This window comes from Pseudomonas sp. TUM25319, from assembly GCF_056388475.1.
In genome coordinates, this window is the sequence record NZ_CM150751.1 from 802,688 (window position 1) to 819,580 (window position 16,893).

Sequence of the window (16,893 nt, forward strand, 5' to 3'; positions counted from 1 at the left end):
GATCGCTGGCAAGCCAGCTCCCACAGAGGCGTCAGTGGGAGCTGGCTTGCCAGCGATGAGGCCCTTGAGTTCAATAAAAATCTGCCGAGACCACTGTCGTGTCCACACCCAGCCACTATTCTCCTGACTCCCCCGTCCCCACCCACCAGCGCACCTTCGGCGCCCGTGACCTGTTCTCCCTGTGGTTCTCCCTCGGCATCGGCCTGATGGTGCTGCAGACCGGCGCCTTGCTCGCGCCGGGCCTGGGGCTGGCCGGGTCGATCCTGGCGATCGGCCTGGGCACGCTGGTGGGCGTGTTGCTGCTGGCGGCCGTGGGGGTGATCGGCAGCGATACCGGCCTGTCGGCCATGGCGGCCCTGCGCCTGAGCCTGGGGCGCCACGGCGCGGTCTTGCCGGCGGTGCTGAACCTGCTGCAACTGATCGGCTGGGGTTCGTTCGAAATCATCGTCATGCGCGATGCCGCCAGCCTGCTGGGCGCGCAATCCTTCGGCGAAGACAGCCTGTGGAACAGCCCGCTGCTGTGGACCCTGTTCTTCGGCGGTCTGGCAACATTGCTGGCGGTAAGTGGCCCGCTGACCTTCGTGCGCCGCATCCTGCGCAAATGGGGGATCTGGCTGCTGCTCGGCGCCTGCCTGTGGCTGACCTGGAACCTGTTCGCCAAGGCCGACCTTGCTGCGCTCTGGGCGCGTGCCGGCGACGGCTCGATGTCGCTGGCGGTGGGCTTCGACATCGCTATCGCCATGCCGCTGTCGTGGTTGCCGCTGATCGCCGACTACTCGCGGTTTGGCATGCGCGCTCGCCGCGTGTTCGGCGGCACCGCGCTGGGCTTCTTCATCGGTAATTTCTGGCTGATGAGCCTGGGCGTGGCCTATACCCTGGCGTTCGCGCCGAGCGGTGAAGTCAATGCGTTGCTGCTGGCGCTGGCCGGCGCCGGTCTGGGCATCCCGCTGCTGCTGATTCTGCTGGACGAGTCGGAAAACGCCTTTGCCGACATTCACTCGGCGGCGGTTTCCACCGGCCTGTTGCTGCGCCTGAAGGTCGAGCAACTGGCCCTGGCCATCGGCGTGCTCTGCACCCTGATCGCCTGCTTCGCGCCGCTGGCGCAGTACCAGAACTTCCTGCTGCTGATCGGCTCGGTGTTCGCACCGCTGTTCGGCGTGGTGCTGATGGATCACTTCATCCTGCGTCGCCGCCGTCTGCCGATGCTGGTCAACTCACTGCATGGCGGTGCCCTGGTGGCCTGGGCCGGCGGTGTGGTGACCTATCACCTGCTGGCCAACTACGCGCCGGACATCGGCGCAACCCTGCCGGCGCTGATCCTGGCAGGGCTGCTGTATGGCGTGCTGGGCTTCAACCGCGGCCGGGAAACAGTTCCGGCCTGATCACGCCGTTCAGGCGCGGGTAGGGGATCTTCAGTTCGACGTGGCCCATGGCATAAGGCGCGATGGCGTACACGTCGTACTTGAGCAGCACCGCGCCGTAGGTCAGGGCGATGTTGGGCGTCTTCTGGAACGGCCAGTTCTTCACGAACTCGGCGTCCTTGTCCAGGTTGTTGCTGATCAGCCAGCCGCGGTGGGCTTCTTCCACCGTTTTCCAGAAGGTGTCTTCCTGGCCTGGCACCAGCATGTCCTGCAGGGTCAGGGCCTTCTCCTGCTGGCGCGACCAGTTGATGAACGCCCGTCCCGGGTTGCCATGGGCGCCGCCGGTATCGAGGTAGCTGGACAGCTCGACGATCACCAGTCCGTCATGCTGTTCGCGTACCTTGGCCTGCAGATAGGTGCTGTTGCGGCGCTGTGCGCTGCGCATGAACTGTTCTTCATAGGCCTTCAGCGAGCCCGCCACCGGTGAGCCTTCACCGTCGCGGGTCAGTTGCAGCAAGCCGCGTTCGACGATGCCGTCGAGCTGTGGCTGGGCGGGGAAGTGCAGGGTGTCGATGTTCACCAGCGGGCAGTCGCTGGCGCTGCACCCGGGCTTGACGTGCTCCCACGCTTCGCGCTTGACCTCCAGCGGCTTGCGCAGGTTGGGCTGGAAGACGCTCTGGCAGGCCCCCAGGGTCAGGGCCAGGACAGCCACGGTGGTCAGTTTGACAAGTGTCATGATGATCCTTGTAGAACAACGGTGATCGGCCTTGGACCGTAGGCACTGCCTTCGGTTCGCCACTAAGCTGAAACAGACCAGCGGTGCCTATCCTCGCAGCCTCCGGGTTGACTTTAAAGAGGGTGAAAGCCGAGGGTACGCGGGGTAGGATGTCGCGAAGTTGCACGTAAGGCATTGAGGATTCACATGACAGACAATACGAAAGCCGTTCCAGCCGCCGTCGAGATCGTCCGGCGCGAGAACTGTTTCCAGGGCTTCTACCGGCTCGACCGGGTGCACCTGCGCCATGAGCTGTTCGCCGGTGGCATGGGCCGTGAGATCAGCCGCGAATTGTTCGTCCGTCACGATGCCGTATGCGTGCTGCCCTACGATCCTCGGCGCGACGAAGTGGTGCTGATCGAGCAGTTTCGCGTGGGCGCCCTGGGCAAGAGCGACAATCCCTGGCTGATCGAACTGGTCGCCGGTCTGATCGACAAGGACGAAGAGCCGGAAGAGGTTGCGCACCGCGAGGCGCAGGAGGAAGCTGGAGTCACGTTCAGCGCGCTGTGGCCGATGACCCGCTACTTCCCGTCTCCCGGTGGCAGCGATGAACGGGTGCACCTGTACCTGGGACGCTGCAGCAGCGAGGGGGCTGGCGGGCTGCATGGTCTGGAAGAAGAGGGCGAAGACATCCGCGTGCGGGTCTGGGCATTCGACGATGCCTTGCAGGCCGTGCGCGACGGGCAGATAGCCAATGCGGCGACCATCATCGCCTTGCAGTGGCTGGCCTTGAACCGCGATGAAGTCAGGGGGCTATGGTCGTGAATCTTGCACGCGAACGCTATCGGGTCGATCTGGTTGGCTTGCAGGCTGCCTGCGAGGCCAACTATGCACGGCTGATGCGTCTGCTGCCGGACATGCGCACCGCCGAAACCTCGCGACGCATCGGCATGACCCAGGGCGACCAGATGCTCGGCGTGCTGACACTGGAAGTGGTGCTGGCCTGTCCCTATACCACTACCCTGCGGGTACGCCAGGAACACAGCCTGCCCTGGTTGCCGGTGCCGCAGATGGAAGTTCAGGTCTATCACGACGCGCGCATGGCCGAGGTGATCAGCGCCGAGCATGCCCGACGCCTGCGCAGTATCTACCCCTATCCCAACGCCGCCATGCACCAGCCGGACGAAAAGGCCCAGCTCAATCTGTTCCTGGGTGAATGGCTGAGCCATTGCCTGGCCTGTGGGCATGAACTGGAAGCGGTTCGCTGAAATGTGACGGCGGTCGTGGTGCCGGTTTGATCCGCTGATTCTTCCCCACCATAATCCTGCGGATTCCCTTCAAGGAGACGGCCCCTTGCCGCAAGCGACCTCCTCAGCCAGCGCCCCCGTTCGTCTGGTCCAGCTTTCCGACAGCCATCTGTTTGCCGATGCCGACGGCTCGCTGCTGGGCATGAATACCCATGACAGCCTGCAGCGAGTGGTCGAGCGGGTGCTCGCCGAGCAGGAACGGGTGGATCTGGTCCTGGCGACCGGCGATCTGTCCCAGGACGGCACCGAAGAGTCCTACCACCAGTTCCGTCGGATGACTGCGGCCATCGCTGCGCCGGCCCGTTGGCTGGCTGGCAACCACGACGAGCCGCTGCCCATGGAGCGTGTGGCGGCCGGTACCGATCTGCTCGAGCCTGTCACCGACATCGGCAACTGGCGGGTGGTCATGCTCAATTCGGCGATCCCCGGTTCGGTGCCCGGGCGTCTGGAGGACGACCAGTTGGCGCTGCTGCAGCAGGCGCTGGAGGCGGCTAACGGGCGTCATTGCCTGATCTGCTTCCATCACCAGCCAGTGTCCATCGACTGTGCCTGGATGGCCCCCATCGGCCTGCGCAATCCCGAGGCGCTGTTCAAGGTGGTGGAGCGTTATCCACAGGCTCGGGCGCTGTTGTGGGGGCACATCCATCAGGAGTGGGACCAGCTACGCGGCGACCTGCGCCTGCTGGCATCGCCCTCGACCTGCATTCAGTTCCAGCCCGGCAGCGACGATTTCAAGGTCGATGACCGCGCGCCCGGCTACCGCTGGCTGGAGCTGCATGACGACGGCCGGCTGGAAACCGGTGTTTCGCGCCTGGAGAACTTCGCCTTCACCGTGGACTACGGAAACGGCTATTGAAGCATCGCGTAATCGCTAAAGCTGAATCATTTCCCGGTTAACAGGCTAAACTGCGCGTTTTTCCGCCTGGCCAGCCGGGCGGTTCACCTGATCCTGGGGGCGGAATGTCGGGCTCGATCCTTTATATCCACGGTTTGAACAGCGCGCCGAGCTCCATGAAGGCCAGCCAGTTGCAGGCGGCCATGGACCAGATGGGCCTGTCCGGGCAATTGCGCGTCCCGGCCCTGCATCATCATCCGCGGCAGGCCATCGCCCAGCTGGAAGCCGGTATCAGCGAGCTCGGCCGGCCATTGCTGGTCGGCAGTTCCCTCGGCGGCTACTATGCGACCCATCTGGCCGAACGCCACGGGCTGAAGGCGTTGCTGATCAACCCGGCGGTCAACCCGCACCAGTTGTTCGACGGCTACCTGGGCACCCAGACCAACCACTACACCGGCGAAACCTGGGAACTGACCCACGACCACGTGCAGGCCCTGGCCGAGCTGGAAGTGCCGGCCCCCAACGACCCGGAGCGCTATCAGGTGTGGCTGCAGACCGGCGATGAAACCCTGGACTATCGTCGCGCCGAGCGCTTCTACCGGGCCTGCGCCCTGCGTATCGAAGCCGGTGGCGATCACAGCTTCCAGGGCTTCGCCTTGCACCTGCCGGCAATGCTGGCATTTGCCGGTGTTGATCCGGATGCCTACCGGACGCTGGATTTTTCTGTATTTTGATTGCTTATTTTCACCCACGAATGACGACGAGAACCCATGGCCAATCCCAGCGCTAGCGCCTATAACGCAGACGCCATCGAAGTCCTCTCGGGCCTTGACCCGGTACGCAAGCGTCCGGGCATGTACACCGACACCAGCCGCCCCAACCACCTGGCGCAGGAAGTCATCGACAACAGCGTCGACGAAGCCCTGGCGGGTCACGCCCGTTCGGTACAGGTGATCCTTCATGCCGACCACTCCCTGGAGGTCTGCGACGACGGTCGCGGCATGCCGGTGGACATCCACCCGGAAGAGGGTGTGTCCGGGGTCGAGCTGATCCTCACCAAGCTGCACGCCGGCGGCAAGTTCTCCAACAAGAACTACCAGTTCTCCGGCGGCCTGCACGGTGTGGGTATTTCGGTGGTCAACGCCCTGTCCACCCAGGTCCGGGTACGGGTCAAGCGCGACGGCAACGAGTACCAGATGACCTTCGCCGACGGCTTCAAGGCCAGCGAGCTGGAAGTCATCGGCAGTGTCGGCAAGCGCAACACCGGCACCAGCGTGTATTTCGCGCCGGACCCGAAGTATTTCGATTCCCCCAAATTCTCCATCAGCCGCCTCAAGCATGTGCTCAAGGCCAAGGCCGTGCTTTGCCCGGGCCTGCTGGTCAGCTTCGAGGACAAAGGCACCGGCGAAAAGGTCGAGTGGCACTACGAAGACGGCCTGCGCTCCTACCTGGTCGATTCGGTCAGTGACTACCTGCGCCTGCCCGACGAGCCGTTCTGCGGCAGTCTGGCCGGCAACAAGGAGGCCGTGGACTGGGCGCTGTTGTGGCTGCCCGAAGGCGGCGACAGCGTTCAGGAGAGCTACGTCAACCTGATTCCCACCGCCCAGGGCGGTACCCACGTCAATGGTCTGCGCCAGGGTCTGCTGGATGCCATGCGCGAGTTCTGCGAATTCCGCAACCTGCTGCCACGCGGCGTCAAGCTGGCGCCGGAAGACGTCTGGGAACGCATCACCTTCGTCCTGTCGATGAAGATGCAGGAGCCGCAGTTCTCTGGCCAGACCAAGGAGCGCCTGTCTTCACGCGAGGCGGCGGCGTTTGTCTCCGGAGTGGTCAAGGACGCCTTCAGCCTGTGGCTCAACGAACATCCTGAACTGGGTATGCAGCTGGCCGAACTGGCCATCAGCAACGCCGGTCGCCGCCTCAAGGCGAGCAAGAAGGTCGAGCGCAAGCGCGTCACCCAGGGGCCTGCATTGCCTGGCAAGCTGGCCGACTGCGCCGGGCAGGACCCGATGCGTGCCGAGCTGTTCCTGGTGGAGGGTGACTCCGCAGGTGGTTCGGCCAAGCAGGCGCGGGACAAGGAGTTCCAGGCGATCCTGCCGCTGCGCGGCAAGATCCTCAACACCTGGGAAGTCGATGGCGGCGAAGTGCTCGCCAGCCAGGAAGTGCACAACATCGCGGTGGCCATCGGTGTCGATCCGGGCGCCACGGACCTGAGCCAGCTGCGCTACGGCAAGATCTGCATTCTCGCCGACGCCGACTCCGACGGCCTGCACATCGCGACGCTGCTGTGCGCGCTGTTCGTTCAGCACTTCCGCCCGCTGGTGGAAGCCGGCCACGTCTATGTGGCGATGCCGCCGCTCTACCGCATCGACCTGGGCAAGGAAATCTACTACGCCCTCGACGAAGCCGAGCGCGACGGCATTCTCGACCGCCTGGTGGCCGAGAAGAAACGTGGCAAGCCGCAGGTCACCCGATTCAAGGGCCTGGGCGAAATGAACCCGCCGCAATTGCGCGAAACCACCATGGACCCGAACACCCGGCGCCTGGTCCAGTTGACCCTGGACGACTTCGAACAGACCCGCGAAATCATGGACATGCTGCTGGCCAAGAAGCGCGCGGGCGACCGCAAGAGCTGGCTGGAAAGCAACGGCAACCTGGCTGAGGTCATGGCTTGATCCGTGTGCTGCTGGCGGCGCTCCTGTCGCTGGCCGTGTTGCCGGCCGTGGCCGAGCCATGGCCGGAGCTGAAGATGGTCGCCGAGCACCCGGTCGAGGGCATGCGCGGCGGCAACCTGTCGGGGCTGGCATCGTGCAGTGGTTCGCTGTGGACCATTTCCGACCGTGACGACGACCTGCTCTACAAGCTCGATACCAGCGCTCAGGTCTGGCAGGCCAACGGTCTGCAACTGGTGGTGCCGCCGGTGCCCGATGCCGGGTTTCCCCTTGGCCTGCGCTCGCGGCAATGGGCCGCCTCGCTGGTGCGCGGTGGCGATCTCGACTTCGAAGGGCTGAGCTGTGACGCGGCGGGCAATCACTACATCGTCAGCGAGGCCCATGCCGCAGTGCTTCAGGTGCCTCAGGACGGGTCACCAACCTGGCTGCGCATCGACCCGAGCATGATCCGCCAGGCCCGCGCCAGCGGCATGCTGCTGCACTTCAATGCGCTGTTCGAAGGCCTGGCGGTAAGCCCGGCGGGCGATCGCCTGTGGCTGGCGGCGGAGCGCGAGCGCCGCGGTCTGCTGCTGATCAACCGCCAGCAGACCACCTGGACCTGTGGCGATACCTGTGTGCTGCTCAGCGAAGCCGGCACCGAGATGCAGCCGGAACAGTTCCCCAAGGCCCGCGAAGTTTCGCGGGACTTTTCCGATCTGGCGCTGTTCGACGGCAAGCTGTTCACCCTGGAGCGCAACGCCTACCGCATTTGCCGCCGTGACGCGCAAAGCGGCCAGGTGGAGCGCTGCTGGTCGTTTGCCGCCGATGCCTTGACGGATGAACGGCGTTATCTGCAGCCCTACGGCATTGCCGAAGCGCTGGTGATCGATGCCGACGGCGCCTGGATCGGCTTGGACAACAACGGCGGTACCCGCGCCGACGGCGAGGACCGGCCGATCGTCTGGCGCTTCGCGGCGCCGAAAGGCGGCTGGAGCGCGAAAAAATGAGCCAGACGCCGGGTCAACGGATCGGACGGGTGTTCATGGTACTGGCCTGGGCAGCCGGCCTGTTTCTCGCCACGCGCTTTTTCGGCGCCTGGGAGGAGAAACAGCTGAATCCCAATAGCCAGATCACGTCGCAGCACGGCGACGGTTACGTCGAGGTACGTCTGGCTGGCAACGGCCAGGGGCATTTCGTCGCTGATGGCCTGATCAACGGTCAGGCCGTTCATTTTCTGCTGGATACTGGCGCCACTGATGTGGCGATTCCCGAATCCCTGGCCCGGGACTTCGGACTGGAGCGCGGCGCACCGGTGACCCTGAGCACCGCCAATGGCCGCACCCAGGGCTACCGGACCCGTCTGGACAGCCTGCAATTGGGCGATATCCTCCTGCGCGACGTTCGCGCCCTGGTGGTGCCAGGGCTCGATGGCGAACAGGTGCTACTGGGCATGAGTGCCCTGAAACGACTTGAATTCACCCAGCGCGGCGGCACCTTGCTGCTGCGCCAGACCTTGAACTGATGAGGCCCGCATGAGCGACTCCCTTGATCTCAGCCTCGACGGTGTAGAGCGCCGGTCACTGGCTGACTTCACCGAACAGGCCTACCTCAACTACTCCATGTACGTGATCATGGACCGGGCACTGCCGCACATCGGCGACGGCCTGAAGCCGGTACAGCGGCGTATCGTGTACGCCATGAGCGAACTGGGCCTGGATGCCGACTCCAAGCACAAGAAATCGGCGCGTACCGTCGGTGACGTGCTCGGCAAGTTCCACCCCCATGGCGACTCGGCCTGCTACGAAGCCATGGTGTTGATGGCCCAACCGTTCAGCTACCGCTACACCCTGGTCGATGGCCAGGGCAACTGGGGTGCGCCGGACGATCCGAAGTCCTTCGCCGCCATGCGTTACACCGAGGCGCGGCTGTCGCGCTATTCCGAAGTGCTGCTCAGCGAACTGGGCCAGGGCACCGCGGACTGGGTGCCGAATTTTGACGGTACCCTCGACGAACCCGCGGTGTTGCCAGCACGTTTGCCGAACATCCTCCTCAATGGCACCACCGGTATCGCCGTGGGCATGGCCACCGACGTACCTCCGCACAACCTGCGGGAAGTCGCTGCCGCCTGCGTGCGCCTGCTGGATGAGCCGAAGGCCACGGTCGAGCAGCTCTGCGAGCATATCCAGGGCCCTGACTATCCGACCGAAGCGGAAATCATCACCCCGCGTGCCGAACTGCTGAAAATCTACGAAAGCGGTCGTGGTTCGATTCGCATGCGCGCGGTGTACCGCGTCGAAGATGGCGACATCGTCGTCACCGCGCTGCCGCACCAGGTCTCCGGCGCCAAGGTGCTGGAGCAGATCGCGGCGCAGATGCAGGCCAAGAAGCTGCCGATGGTGGCCGACCTGCGAGACGAGTCCGACCACGAGAACCCGTGCCGGATCGTCATCATCCCGCGCTCCAACCGTATCGACCTCGACGAACTGATGCAGCATCTGTTCGCCACCACCGACCTGGAGTCCAGCTACCGGGTCAACGTCAACATCATTGGCCTGGACGGGCGCCCGCAACTGAAGAACCTGCGGGCGCTGTTGCTGGAGTGGCTGGAGTTCCGCATCGCCACCGTGCGTCGCCGCCTGAAGTTCCGCCTGGACAAGGTCGAGCGCCGCCTGCACCTGTTGGACGGCTTGCTCGTTGCCTTCCTCAATCTGGATGAAGTGATCCACATCATCCGCACCGAAGACCAGCCGAAACAGGCGCTGATCGCCCGCTTCGACCTCACCGAGATCCAGGCCGACTACATCCTCGAAACCCGTCTGCGTCAGTTGGCGCGACTGGAAGAGATGAAGATCCGCGGTGAACAGGAAGAACTGCTCAAGGAGCAGGCCAAGCTGCAAGCCCTGCTGGGCAGCGACGCCAAGCTGCGCAAGCTGGTGCGCAGCGAGCTGATCAAGGACGCGGAAACCTACGGTGACGACCGTCGGTCGCCAATCGTGGCCCGCGCCGAGGCCAAGGCCCTGTCGGAAAACGAGCTGATGCCGACCGAGCCGGTGACCGTGGTGTTGTCAGAAAAGGGCTGGGTGCGATGCGCCAAGGGCCACGACATCGACGCCACCGGCCTGTCCTACAAGGCAGGCGATGGTTTCAAGGTGGCGGCGGCCGGGCGCTCGAACCAGTTCGCCGTGTTCATCGACTCCACCGGTCGCAGTTACTCGGTGGCCGCCCATACCTTGCCATCGGCGCGGGGGCAGGGCGAACCGCTGACCGGTCGCCTGACACCGCCGCCGGGCGCCTCTTTCGAGTGCGTGCTGCTGCCGGATGACGACGCGCTGTACGTGATCGCCTCCGATGCGGGCTATGGCTTCGTGGTCAAGGGCGAAGACCTGCAGGCCAAGAACAAGGCCGGCAAGGCATTGCTCAGTCTGCCCAACGGCGCCAAGGTGCTGGCGCCGCGACCGGTGGCCGATCGCGAGCAGAACTGGCTGGCGGCCGTGACCACCGAGGGTCGGTTGCTGGTGTTCAAAATCAGCGACTTGCCGCAATTGGGCAAGGGCAAGGGCAACAAGATCATCGGTGTTCCGGGTGAGCGAGTGGCCAGTCGTGAAGAATTTGTCACCGACATGGCCGTGCTGTCCGACGGGGCGACCCTTGTATTGCAGGCCGGCAAGCGTACGCTATCGCTCAAGGGTGACGATCTGGAGCACTACAAAGGCGAGCGCGGGCGGCGTGGCAACAAGTTGCCACGGGGCTTCCAGCGAGTCGATGCGTTGTTGGTCGACGGCCCTGAGTAAACAATTCCTACGAATGAAGTCGGTGATTTCCTGCCAACTTCGGCCGTAAAGGCTGGAGTCATACCGCGATTTCGCGGATGATAGACCCCCTGTGGCGCCAGCGTGGCTGCGCGCCCGACTGAACTCACGAGTATCACTGCGGTGCCGTACGGTGGCCGCCTGGATGGGATGATGACTTTTCTGCGCCTTCCATTTGTTTTGCTGCTTACTGGCGTGCTCGGCCTGGCCGGCTGCAGCATGCACCAGCCGGTCGCGCTGTATCAGCTCGACAGCGGGGAGCCGGGGCAACCGAAACAGAGCGCTGGCATGGCCGTAGTGCTCGGCCCGGTGTCGGTTGCCGACTACCTGCAGCGCGAGACGCTCTTGCAACGTCAGGCCGACGGCAGCCTCACTGCGGCGACGGACGGTCGCTGGGCGGGCAGCCTTTCGGCGGATATCGACCAGCTGCTGGTTCGCCAGCTGGCCTGGCGCCTGGATAGCCAGCGCGTGGTTCTGGCGCCGGCCAGTACCGGCTTCAGTCCGGATGTCCAGGTACTGTTGTCGATCACTCGTCTGGACTCCGGTGCCAACCAGCCTGCGATCCTCGACGCGCAATGGCGCCTGCTGGACCGCCGTGGCCAGGTGCGTGACAACCGTATCGTCCACCTCGAACAACCCCATGAGGGCAGTTCGGCATCGCAGGTACAGGCCCAGGGCCAGTTGCTGCAACGCCTGGCCGAGCAGTTGAGCACCGCGCTCAAGCCGCTGGCCAACCAGCCGGCCATCGTTGAAGAGGCGCCGCCGAAGAAACCCGCTGCGCCGGTTCAGGTGCGCAAGGAGCCTGAGAAGCCGAAGATCCCGATGGCTTCGCCGATCCGGACCGATCTGGAAGTGTTCCGCTTCTGATTTCGGCACTCATGAAAAAGCCCGCAGCGATGCGGGCTTTTTCATGGGGTCGGGAAACATGGGCTCATCGCTGGTTTGCCAGCGATGAGCCTTGAGCCTCAGTTCTTGACCTGCCGCTCATGCATCCTCGCCAGTTGGCGCTCCAGCATCGACGGGTAAGGCTCCATCAGGCGTTCCACGCAGCAGGCGCCCTCGGGGCTGGCGATTGGCCGGATGCGTGCGCGCTGGCGGATCAGGGCGTCGTCGCCGATCTTGCGCTCCACCAGCAGCAGGTTGCGGCTGTGTTGCGACAGCGCCAGGGCATCCTGGGCTTTTTCGGTCAGCAGCAGGTCGATCTGGCTCAGGCCCTGCAGGTCGTCGCCCAGGGCCAGGCCCAGTTGCAATTGCAGGGTGATGCCGCTGTCGGCGACCTCCACCTGCAAGGCATGGCCCAGCGCCCGCAGCAACTCGCCACAGCAGATGGCGTTGGTCAGGTAGTCCTCGCCGCTGTCCTGGCGATGGAACAGCAGCAGGGTGCTGCCATCGTTGAGGGTCTGGACTTCACCCTCGTAGAGCGACGCGGCCTGGTCCAGGCAATCGCGATAACGCTCCAGCAATTCGGTCAGGCGGGCGCGGGGCAGGCGGCGCAGTTGCTCCTGGGAGCCCAATTGCACCGCCAGGACGGCGCTGGCCTGGGGCTGGCGCGGTGCGGCGGGCTTGGGCGGCGCTGCAACCGGGGCGGTGTCGTCGCGCAGGTCGGCGAAGACGTCGTCATCCTCTTCGTCTTCCTCGGCATGGACCGTCGGGCGCTTGCCTGGCGGTGCCTCGTCGAAGTCGCGATCACGCGGGTTGCGGACCGCGAGCGCCGGTTCGGCCTCTTCGTCGTCGAAGTCGCCTTCGATTTCCGGTTCCGGCTCGGGCTCTTTCGGCGGCGGTGCGAAGCGGGCGTGGAGCTGGCGAGCGAGGTCGCCGATTTCATCCTGACGCTCGGTGGCCGGCGTGTATTCGTCCAGGTCGCGCAGCCAGACCCGCAACTGCAACAGCGGCGTGGAGACATAGCGTCCCAGGCGCAGGCTCATGGTCAGGGCCAGCGCCAGCAGGATGCCCGCGAGGATACCCATGCTCTGCAGGCTGATGGTCATCGGCTGCTGGAACTGGCTCATGTCCAGGCTGATGCGCAACTGGCCGGCGGTGACGTCCTGGAAGGTGATCTTGGTCTGGTACAGACCTTCTGCCTCGCCCAGCAGGCCGTTTTTCGGCCGCTGGCCGGCCTCGGCAAGGATCCGGTTGTCCACGCTGTAGATGGCGGCGTGGGCCACCAGCGGGTTCTTCACCAGATTGCCCAGCAGCACGTTGAGGCTGAGGATGTCGTTGGACACCAGCAGTTCCGTGGCCGAAGTTGCGGTCTGCGTGGTCAGGCTCTGTCCGAGGGCATCGGCCTGTTCATGCATGGCTTCCTTGAACTGCAGGCCCATCACGCAGGCGTAGATCACCAGCGCCAGGGCAACCAGGAAAATGTTGTGACAGGCAATGCGCAATGCCAGTGGCACGCGACGCTGACGCAAGGCACGAAAGATCAGCAGGAAGAAGTTGTCGGTTTTGACGGGCGTGGGCCGGTTCACTGAGCGCGGCTCTTTATGACGGAGAAATTGCTGCGCAGTATAGCGAGCACCCTTGAGCCGGCAAAGTATCGGCTGCGCCCGATGGTCTGCAAAACGCGGTAGAATGCGCATTTTTTCCACGACTCGGAGCCCGTCTTGCGCGAAATCGTCTTGATCAACATCACCGGTGAGGACCGTCCGGGCCTTACCGCGGCCATCACCGGCGTCCTGGCGCAGGGCGGCGTGAATATCCTCGATATTGGCCAGGCGGTGATCCACGACACCTTGTCCTTCGGCATCCTGGTGGAAATTCCCGGCACCGGGCAGGGTTCCTCGGTGCTCAAGGACCTGCTGTTCACCGGCTACGAGCTGAACCAGCAAGTGCGTTTCACGCCGGTTTCGGAAGACGACTACCGCAACTGGGTCGACGGCCAGGGCAAACCGCGCCACATCGTCACGCTGCTGACCCGCAAGGTCACCGCCGAACAGCTGCAGCGGGTCAGCTCCATCACCGCTCAGTACGGCCTCAACATCGACCATATCGATCGTCTGTCCGGCCGTGTGTCGCTGGATACCCCCGCCGAGCAGGGCAAGGGCTGCATCGAGTTCTCGGTACGCGGCGAGCCGGCCGATCCGCAGGCCCTGCGTGCCGAGTTCCTCAGCGTCGCCCAGGAACTGAACGTCGATATCGCCTTCCAGCAGGATTCGCTGTTCCGCCGCAACCGCCGTCTGGCCGTGTTCGACATGGACTCGACGCTGATCGAGGCCGAGGTGATCGACGAGCTGGCCAAGGCTGCCGGCGTGGGCGAGCAGGTTTCGGAAATCACCGAGCGGGCGATGCGTGGTGAACTGGACTTCCGCGCCAGCTTCAAGGAGCGTCTGGCGCTGCTCAAGGGCCTGGACGTCAGCGTGCTGGACGAGATCGGCGCTTCCCTGCGCCTGACCGAGGGTGCCGAGACGCTGTTCGCCGAGCTCAAGCGCCTGGGCTACAAGACCGCCATCCTGTCCGGCGGCTTCACCTACTTCGCCAAGCAACTGCAGGCCAAACTGGGCATCGACTACGTGTTCGCCAACGAACTGGAAGTGGTCGACGGCAAGTGCACGGGCGTGGCCATCGAGCCAATCGTCGATGCTCAGCGCAAGGCCGATCTGCTCGCCGAGCTGGCGCGCAAGGAAGGCTTGCAGATGGAACAGACCATCGCCGTGGGCGACGGTGCCAACGACCTGCCGATGCTGGCCATCGCCGGCCTGGGCGTGGCTTTCCGCGCCAAGCCGCTGGTACGCCAGTCGGCCAAGCAGGCCATCTCCACCCTGGGCCTGGATGGCGTGCTGTACCTGCTGGGGATGCGTGATCGCGAAGGGAATGCCTGATAGAGCGAACGGTTCTAACCATTCGTCCCTTGCTCCCTGACGATCTTTCAAGCGTGTCTAGGCTTGCTCGCATACGGCCCCAATCCCGAGGGTCGTACGGTCGGCGAGATGACTTGCCGGCCTCCACCAGCAACTTCAAGGAGATGAAGTTCATGGCGAACAAGTACGCAGTTCAGAACCAATGGGGTGGTAACAGTGCACCGTGGCATCCAGGTGGAACCTGGCAACTCGGTGCGCGGGACAACCAGAAGGTCGTCAATGTCGACATCCGTTCTGGTGACGGTGGTGTGACCTTCAAGGGCAGCATCACTTATTCGGGCGAAGGCCCGATCGGCTTCAAGGCCAAGCGTATCGCGCAGAACCGCTATGAAGTCCAGAACCAGTGGGGCGGCAACGACGCTCCCTGGCATCCGGGTGGCGAATGGGTGATCGGTGGCCGTGACAACCAGAGCGTCGTCGCTCTGAACGTCAAGTCGAACGACGGCGGCAAGAGCCTTGATGGCACCAATACCTATGACAACGAAGGGCCGATCGGCTTCCGTAGTCATCTGGAATAAGGCATCAGGCTGAAGGACCGCCCCCTGAACCGGGGGCGGTTTGCTGTTCGAACTAAGGGTTTCAAGTCGCAAGCTGCAAGAAAAAGCAGGCTGCGTTGTAACCGATCACGCGTCGGCAGCGGCCTTTGCGGCCGGCAGGGCCAGGCCCTGACCCATGGTCACCGGCGAGCCGGCGCCGAGGCTTTCCGCCCATTTCACCTGCTCCGGCCCGAACAGCACGACGGCGGTCGAGCCCAGTTTGAAGCGACCCAGTTCGGCGCCTTTTTCCAGGTGGATCGGTGCGCGGGAGGCTTCGTCGTAGCGGAAGGTCTTCAGTTCGCGTTTCGGCGGCGTGACCAGCCCAGCCCATACCGTCTCGATCGAGGCGACGATCATCGCACCCACCAGTACCACGGCCATCGGGCCGCGCTCGGTGTCGAACAGGCACACCACGCGCTCGTTGCGGGCGAACAGCTCCGGAACGTTTTCGGCGGTGGTCTGGTTCACCGAGAACAGGCGGCCAGGCACGTAGATCATTTCGCGCAGGGTACCGGCCAGCGGCATGTGCACGCGGTGGTAGTCCTTCGGCGACAGGTAGATGGTGGCGAACTCGCCGCCCATGAACGGCGCGGCATTGGCCGGATCGCCGCCGAGCAGTTCCAGGGCGCTGAAGCTGTGGCCCTTGGCCTGGAAGATGCGGCCGTGCTCGATCGGGCCGAGCTGGCTGACGGCGCCGTCGGCGGGGCAGAGGATCGCGCCCGGGGTTTCATCCAGCGGACGGGCGCCCGGCTTGAGGGCGCGGGTGAAGAAGTCATTGAAGTGCTGGTAGGCGGTGAGGTCTTCGACCAGCGCCTGGGACATGTCCACCTGGTAGCGCTTGGCGAACCAGGCGGTGAAGGCGTTCTTGAACCAGCGCACACGGCACTCGGCGATACAGCCGGCCAGGCGCGAGAGCAGGTGATGCGGCAGCAGGTACTGGCTGATGATAAACAAGCGGGATTTCATTGGGTTTCCTTAAACTTCGACGGGCGTGTCGGGGTGGTTGCCCCATTCGCCCCAGGAGCCGGCGTATGCCTTGACCCGTGGGTAGCCCAGGTGTTTGGCCACCAGGTAGGTGAAGCCCGAGCGGTGGTGTGACTGGCAGTGGGTGACCACTTCCTTGTCCTTGCTGATGCCGAGCCCTTCGAGGGTCTGGGCGATGTCCTTGCGGATGCGCAGGGAGTCGTTCATGTCCATGCCTGCGGTCCACTCGAAGTTCACCGCGCCGGGGATATGCCCGCCCTTGGCGGCCAGGACTTTCTCGCCACGGTATTCGGCGGGGCTGCGAGCATCCCAGATCGCCAGGTCGGCGGCGCCGAGGCGGCTCTGCAGGTATTCGCGGGTGGCCGTGGGCTCTTCGTGGAGCACCAGGCTGACCGGTCTGCCGGCATTGTCCGGGACTTCCGTGCTGAGGGTGTTGGCCGGCCAGGCCTGCACGCCGCCGTTGAGGTAGTGGTAGCGGTGGTGGCCGATCACATCGAGCAGCCAGATGAAGCGTCCGGCCCAGCCGCCGCCCTCGTCGTCGTAGACCACGTAGGTGGCGTCGGCACGATGGCCCAGTTCACCGAAGAGCTTTTCCAGGTCGGCCTTGAGGGGCGTCAGGCCCGGTGCGGGTGGCTGGCCCAGTTGAGTGCGCTTGAAGTCGACGAAGCGTGCTCCGGGAATATGGCCGCTGCCATAGCGGTTGGCGCTGGTCAGATCGACCAGGATCAGCTCCGGCGAATCGAGGCGGGCCTGCAGGTCGGCCGGTTCGATCACCAGCGGCAAGCCGGAAAAGTCAGTCATCCAGAGTCTCCAGATCGGAACAGAGGGTGGCGATTGT

At 64.4% G+C, this 16,893-nt stretch carries 16 protein-coding genes; 12 read left to right on the forward strand and 4 right to left on the reverse strand.

Annotation, left to right across the window (positions count from 1 at the left end):
• Positions 1 to 98: 98 nt before the first annotated feature.
• Entirely contained in the window at positions 99 to 1,382 is a 1,284-nt protein-coding gene (gene cytX, locus AC05QJ_RS03835) for a putative hydroxymethylpyrimidine transporter CytX (protein ID WP_476745666.1), read from the forward strand.
• Here cytX and AC05QJ_RS03840 read toward each other — a convergent pair.
• Positions 1,351 to 2,097 (reverse strand): RsiV family protein, encoded by a 747-nt coding sequence (locus AC05QJ_RS03840; protein ID WP_476745667.1) that lies wholly within the window; start codon positions 2,095 to 2,097, stop codon positions 1,351 to 1,353. The genes cytX and AC05QJ_RS03840 overlap by 32 nt on opposite strands.
• A gap of 186 nt (positions 2,098 to 2,283) precedes the next feature.
• Here AC05QJ_RS03840 and AC05QJ_RS03845 point away from each other — a divergent pair, with 186 nt between their 5' ends.
• The 9 genes from AC05QJ_RS03845 to AC05QJ_RS03885 all read left to right on the forward strand — a co-directional run bounded on the left by AC05QJ_RS03845 (position 2,284) and on the right by AC05QJ_RS03885 (position 11,545).
• Entirely contained in the window at positions 2,284 to 2,901 is a 618-nt protein-coding gene (locus AC05QJ_RS03845) for an NUDIX domain-containing protein (protein WP_476745668.1), read from the forward strand.
• Positions 2,892 to 3,344 carry a DUF1249 domain-containing protein gene (locus AC05QJ_RS03850; protein WP_476745669.1) on the forward strand — a complete coding sequence of 151 codons (453 nt, stop codon included), beginning with the start codon at positions 2,892 to 2,894 and terminating at the stop codon, positions 3,342 to 3,344. Before AC05QJ_RS03845 ends, AC05QJ_RS03850 begins: the two co-directional genes overlap by 10 nt.
• A gap of 85 nt (positions 3,345 to 3,429) precedes the next feature.
• Positions 3,430 to 4,239, forward strand: coding sequence for a 3',5'-cyclic-AMP phosphodiesterase (cpdA, locus tag AC05QJ_RS03855; RefSeq protein ID WP_476745670.1), 810 nt, complete (start codon positions 3,430 to 3,432; stop codon positions 4,237 to 4,239).
• Between the two features lie 104 nt (positions 4,240 to 4,343).
• Positions 4,344 to 4,952, forward strand: a complete 609-nt coding sequence (locus AC05QJ_RS03860) for a YqiA/YcfP family alpha/beta fold hydrolase (protein ID WP_476745671.1) — start codon at positions 4,344 to 4,346, stop codon at positions 4,950 to 4,952.
• A 36-nt stretch (positions 4,953 to 4,988) separates the two neighbouring features.
• Positions 4,989 to 6,893, forward strand: coding sequence for a DNA topoisomerase IV subunit B (gene parE, locus AC05QJ_RS03865; RefSeq protein WP_476745672.1), 1,905 nt, complete (start codon positions 4,989 to 4,991; stop codon positions 6,891 to 6,893).
• Positions 6,890 to 7,876, forward strand: coding sequence for an esterase-like activity of phytase family protein (locus AC05QJ_RS03870; RefSeq protein ID WP_476745673.1), 987 nt, complete (start codon positions 6,890 to 6,892; stop codon positions 7,874 to 7,876). Before parE ends, AC05QJ_RS03870 begins: the two co-directional genes overlap by 4 nt.
• Positions 7,873 to 8,391 (forward strand): retropepsin-like aspartic protease family protein, encoded by a 519-nt coding sequence (locus tag AC05QJ_RS03875; RefSeq protein WP_476745674.1) that lies wholly within the window; start codon positions 7,873 to 7,875, stop codon positions 8,389 to 8,391. The genes AC05QJ_RS03870 and AC05QJ_RS03875 overlap by 4 nt, the downstream gene beginning before the upstream one ends.
• A 10-nt stretch (positions 8,392 to 8,401) precedes the next feature.
• Complete coding sequence (gene parC / locus AC05QJ_RS03880) at positions 8,402 to 10,660, forward strand: DNA topoisomerase IV subunit A (protein WP_476745675.1); 2,259 nt, start codon at positions 8,402 to 8,404, stop codon at positions 10,658 to 10,660.
• A gap of 171 nt (positions 10,661 to 10,831) precedes the next feature.
• On the forward strand, positions 10,832 to 11,545 hold the full coding sequence (locus AC05QJ_RS03885) for a PqiC family protein (RefSeq protein ID WP_476745676.1): 714 nt from the start codon (positions 10,832 to 10,834) through the stop codon (positions 11,543 to 11,545).
• 98 nt (positions 11,546 to 11,643) lie between these two features.
• Here AC05QJ_RS03885 and AC05QJ_RS03890 read toward each other — a convergent pair whose 3' ends face one another.
• The gene (locus AC05QJ_RS03890; protein WP_476745677.1) at positions 11,644 to 13,146 is read right to left on the reverse strand and encodes a histidine kinase; all 1,503 of its coding nucleotides are present in this window, start codon (positions 13,144 to 13,146) and stop codon (positions 11,644 to 11,646) included.
• 135 nt (positions 13,147 to 13,281) lie between these two features.
• Between AC05QJ_RS03890 and serB the strand changes: the two genes are divergently transcribed.
• Both serB and AC05QJ_RS03900 read left to right on the forward strand, forming a co-directional pair.
• Positions 13,282 to 14,496, forward strand: coding sequence for a phosphoserine phosphatase SerB (serB, locus tag AC05QJ_RS03895; protein ID WP_476745678.1), 1,215 nt, complete (start codon positions 13,282 to 13,284; stop codon positions 14,494 to 14,496).
• A gap of 152 nt (positions 14,497 to 14,648) precedes the next feature.
• Complete coding sequence (locus AC05QJ_RS03900; RefSeq protein WP_476745679.1) at positions 14,649 to 15,053, forward strand: lectin OAA family protein; 405 nt, start codon at positions 14,649 to 14,651, stop codon at positions 15,051 to 15,053.
• A gap of 105 nt (positions 15,054 to 15,158) precedes the next feature.
• Here AC05QJ_RS03900 and asd read toward each other — a convergent pair whose 3' ends face one another.
• Together asd and AC05QJ_RS03910 are read right to left on the reverse strand one after the other, a co-directional pair.
• Positions 15,159 to 16,037, reverse strand: a complete 879-nt coding sequence (gene asd / locus AC05QJ_RS03905) for an archaetidylserine decarboxylase (protein WP_476745680.1) — start codon at positions 16,035 to 16,037, stop codon at positions 15,159 to 15,161.
• 9 nt (positions 16,038 to 16,046) lie between these two features.
• Positions 16,047 to 16,856 (reverse strand): rhodanese-like domain-containing protein, encoded by an 810-nt coding sequence (locus AC05QJ_RS03910; protein ID WP_476745681.1) that lies wholly within the window; start codon positions 16,854 to 16,856, stop codon positions 16,047 to 16,049.
• Positions 16,857 to 16,893: the final 37 nt, after the last annotated feature.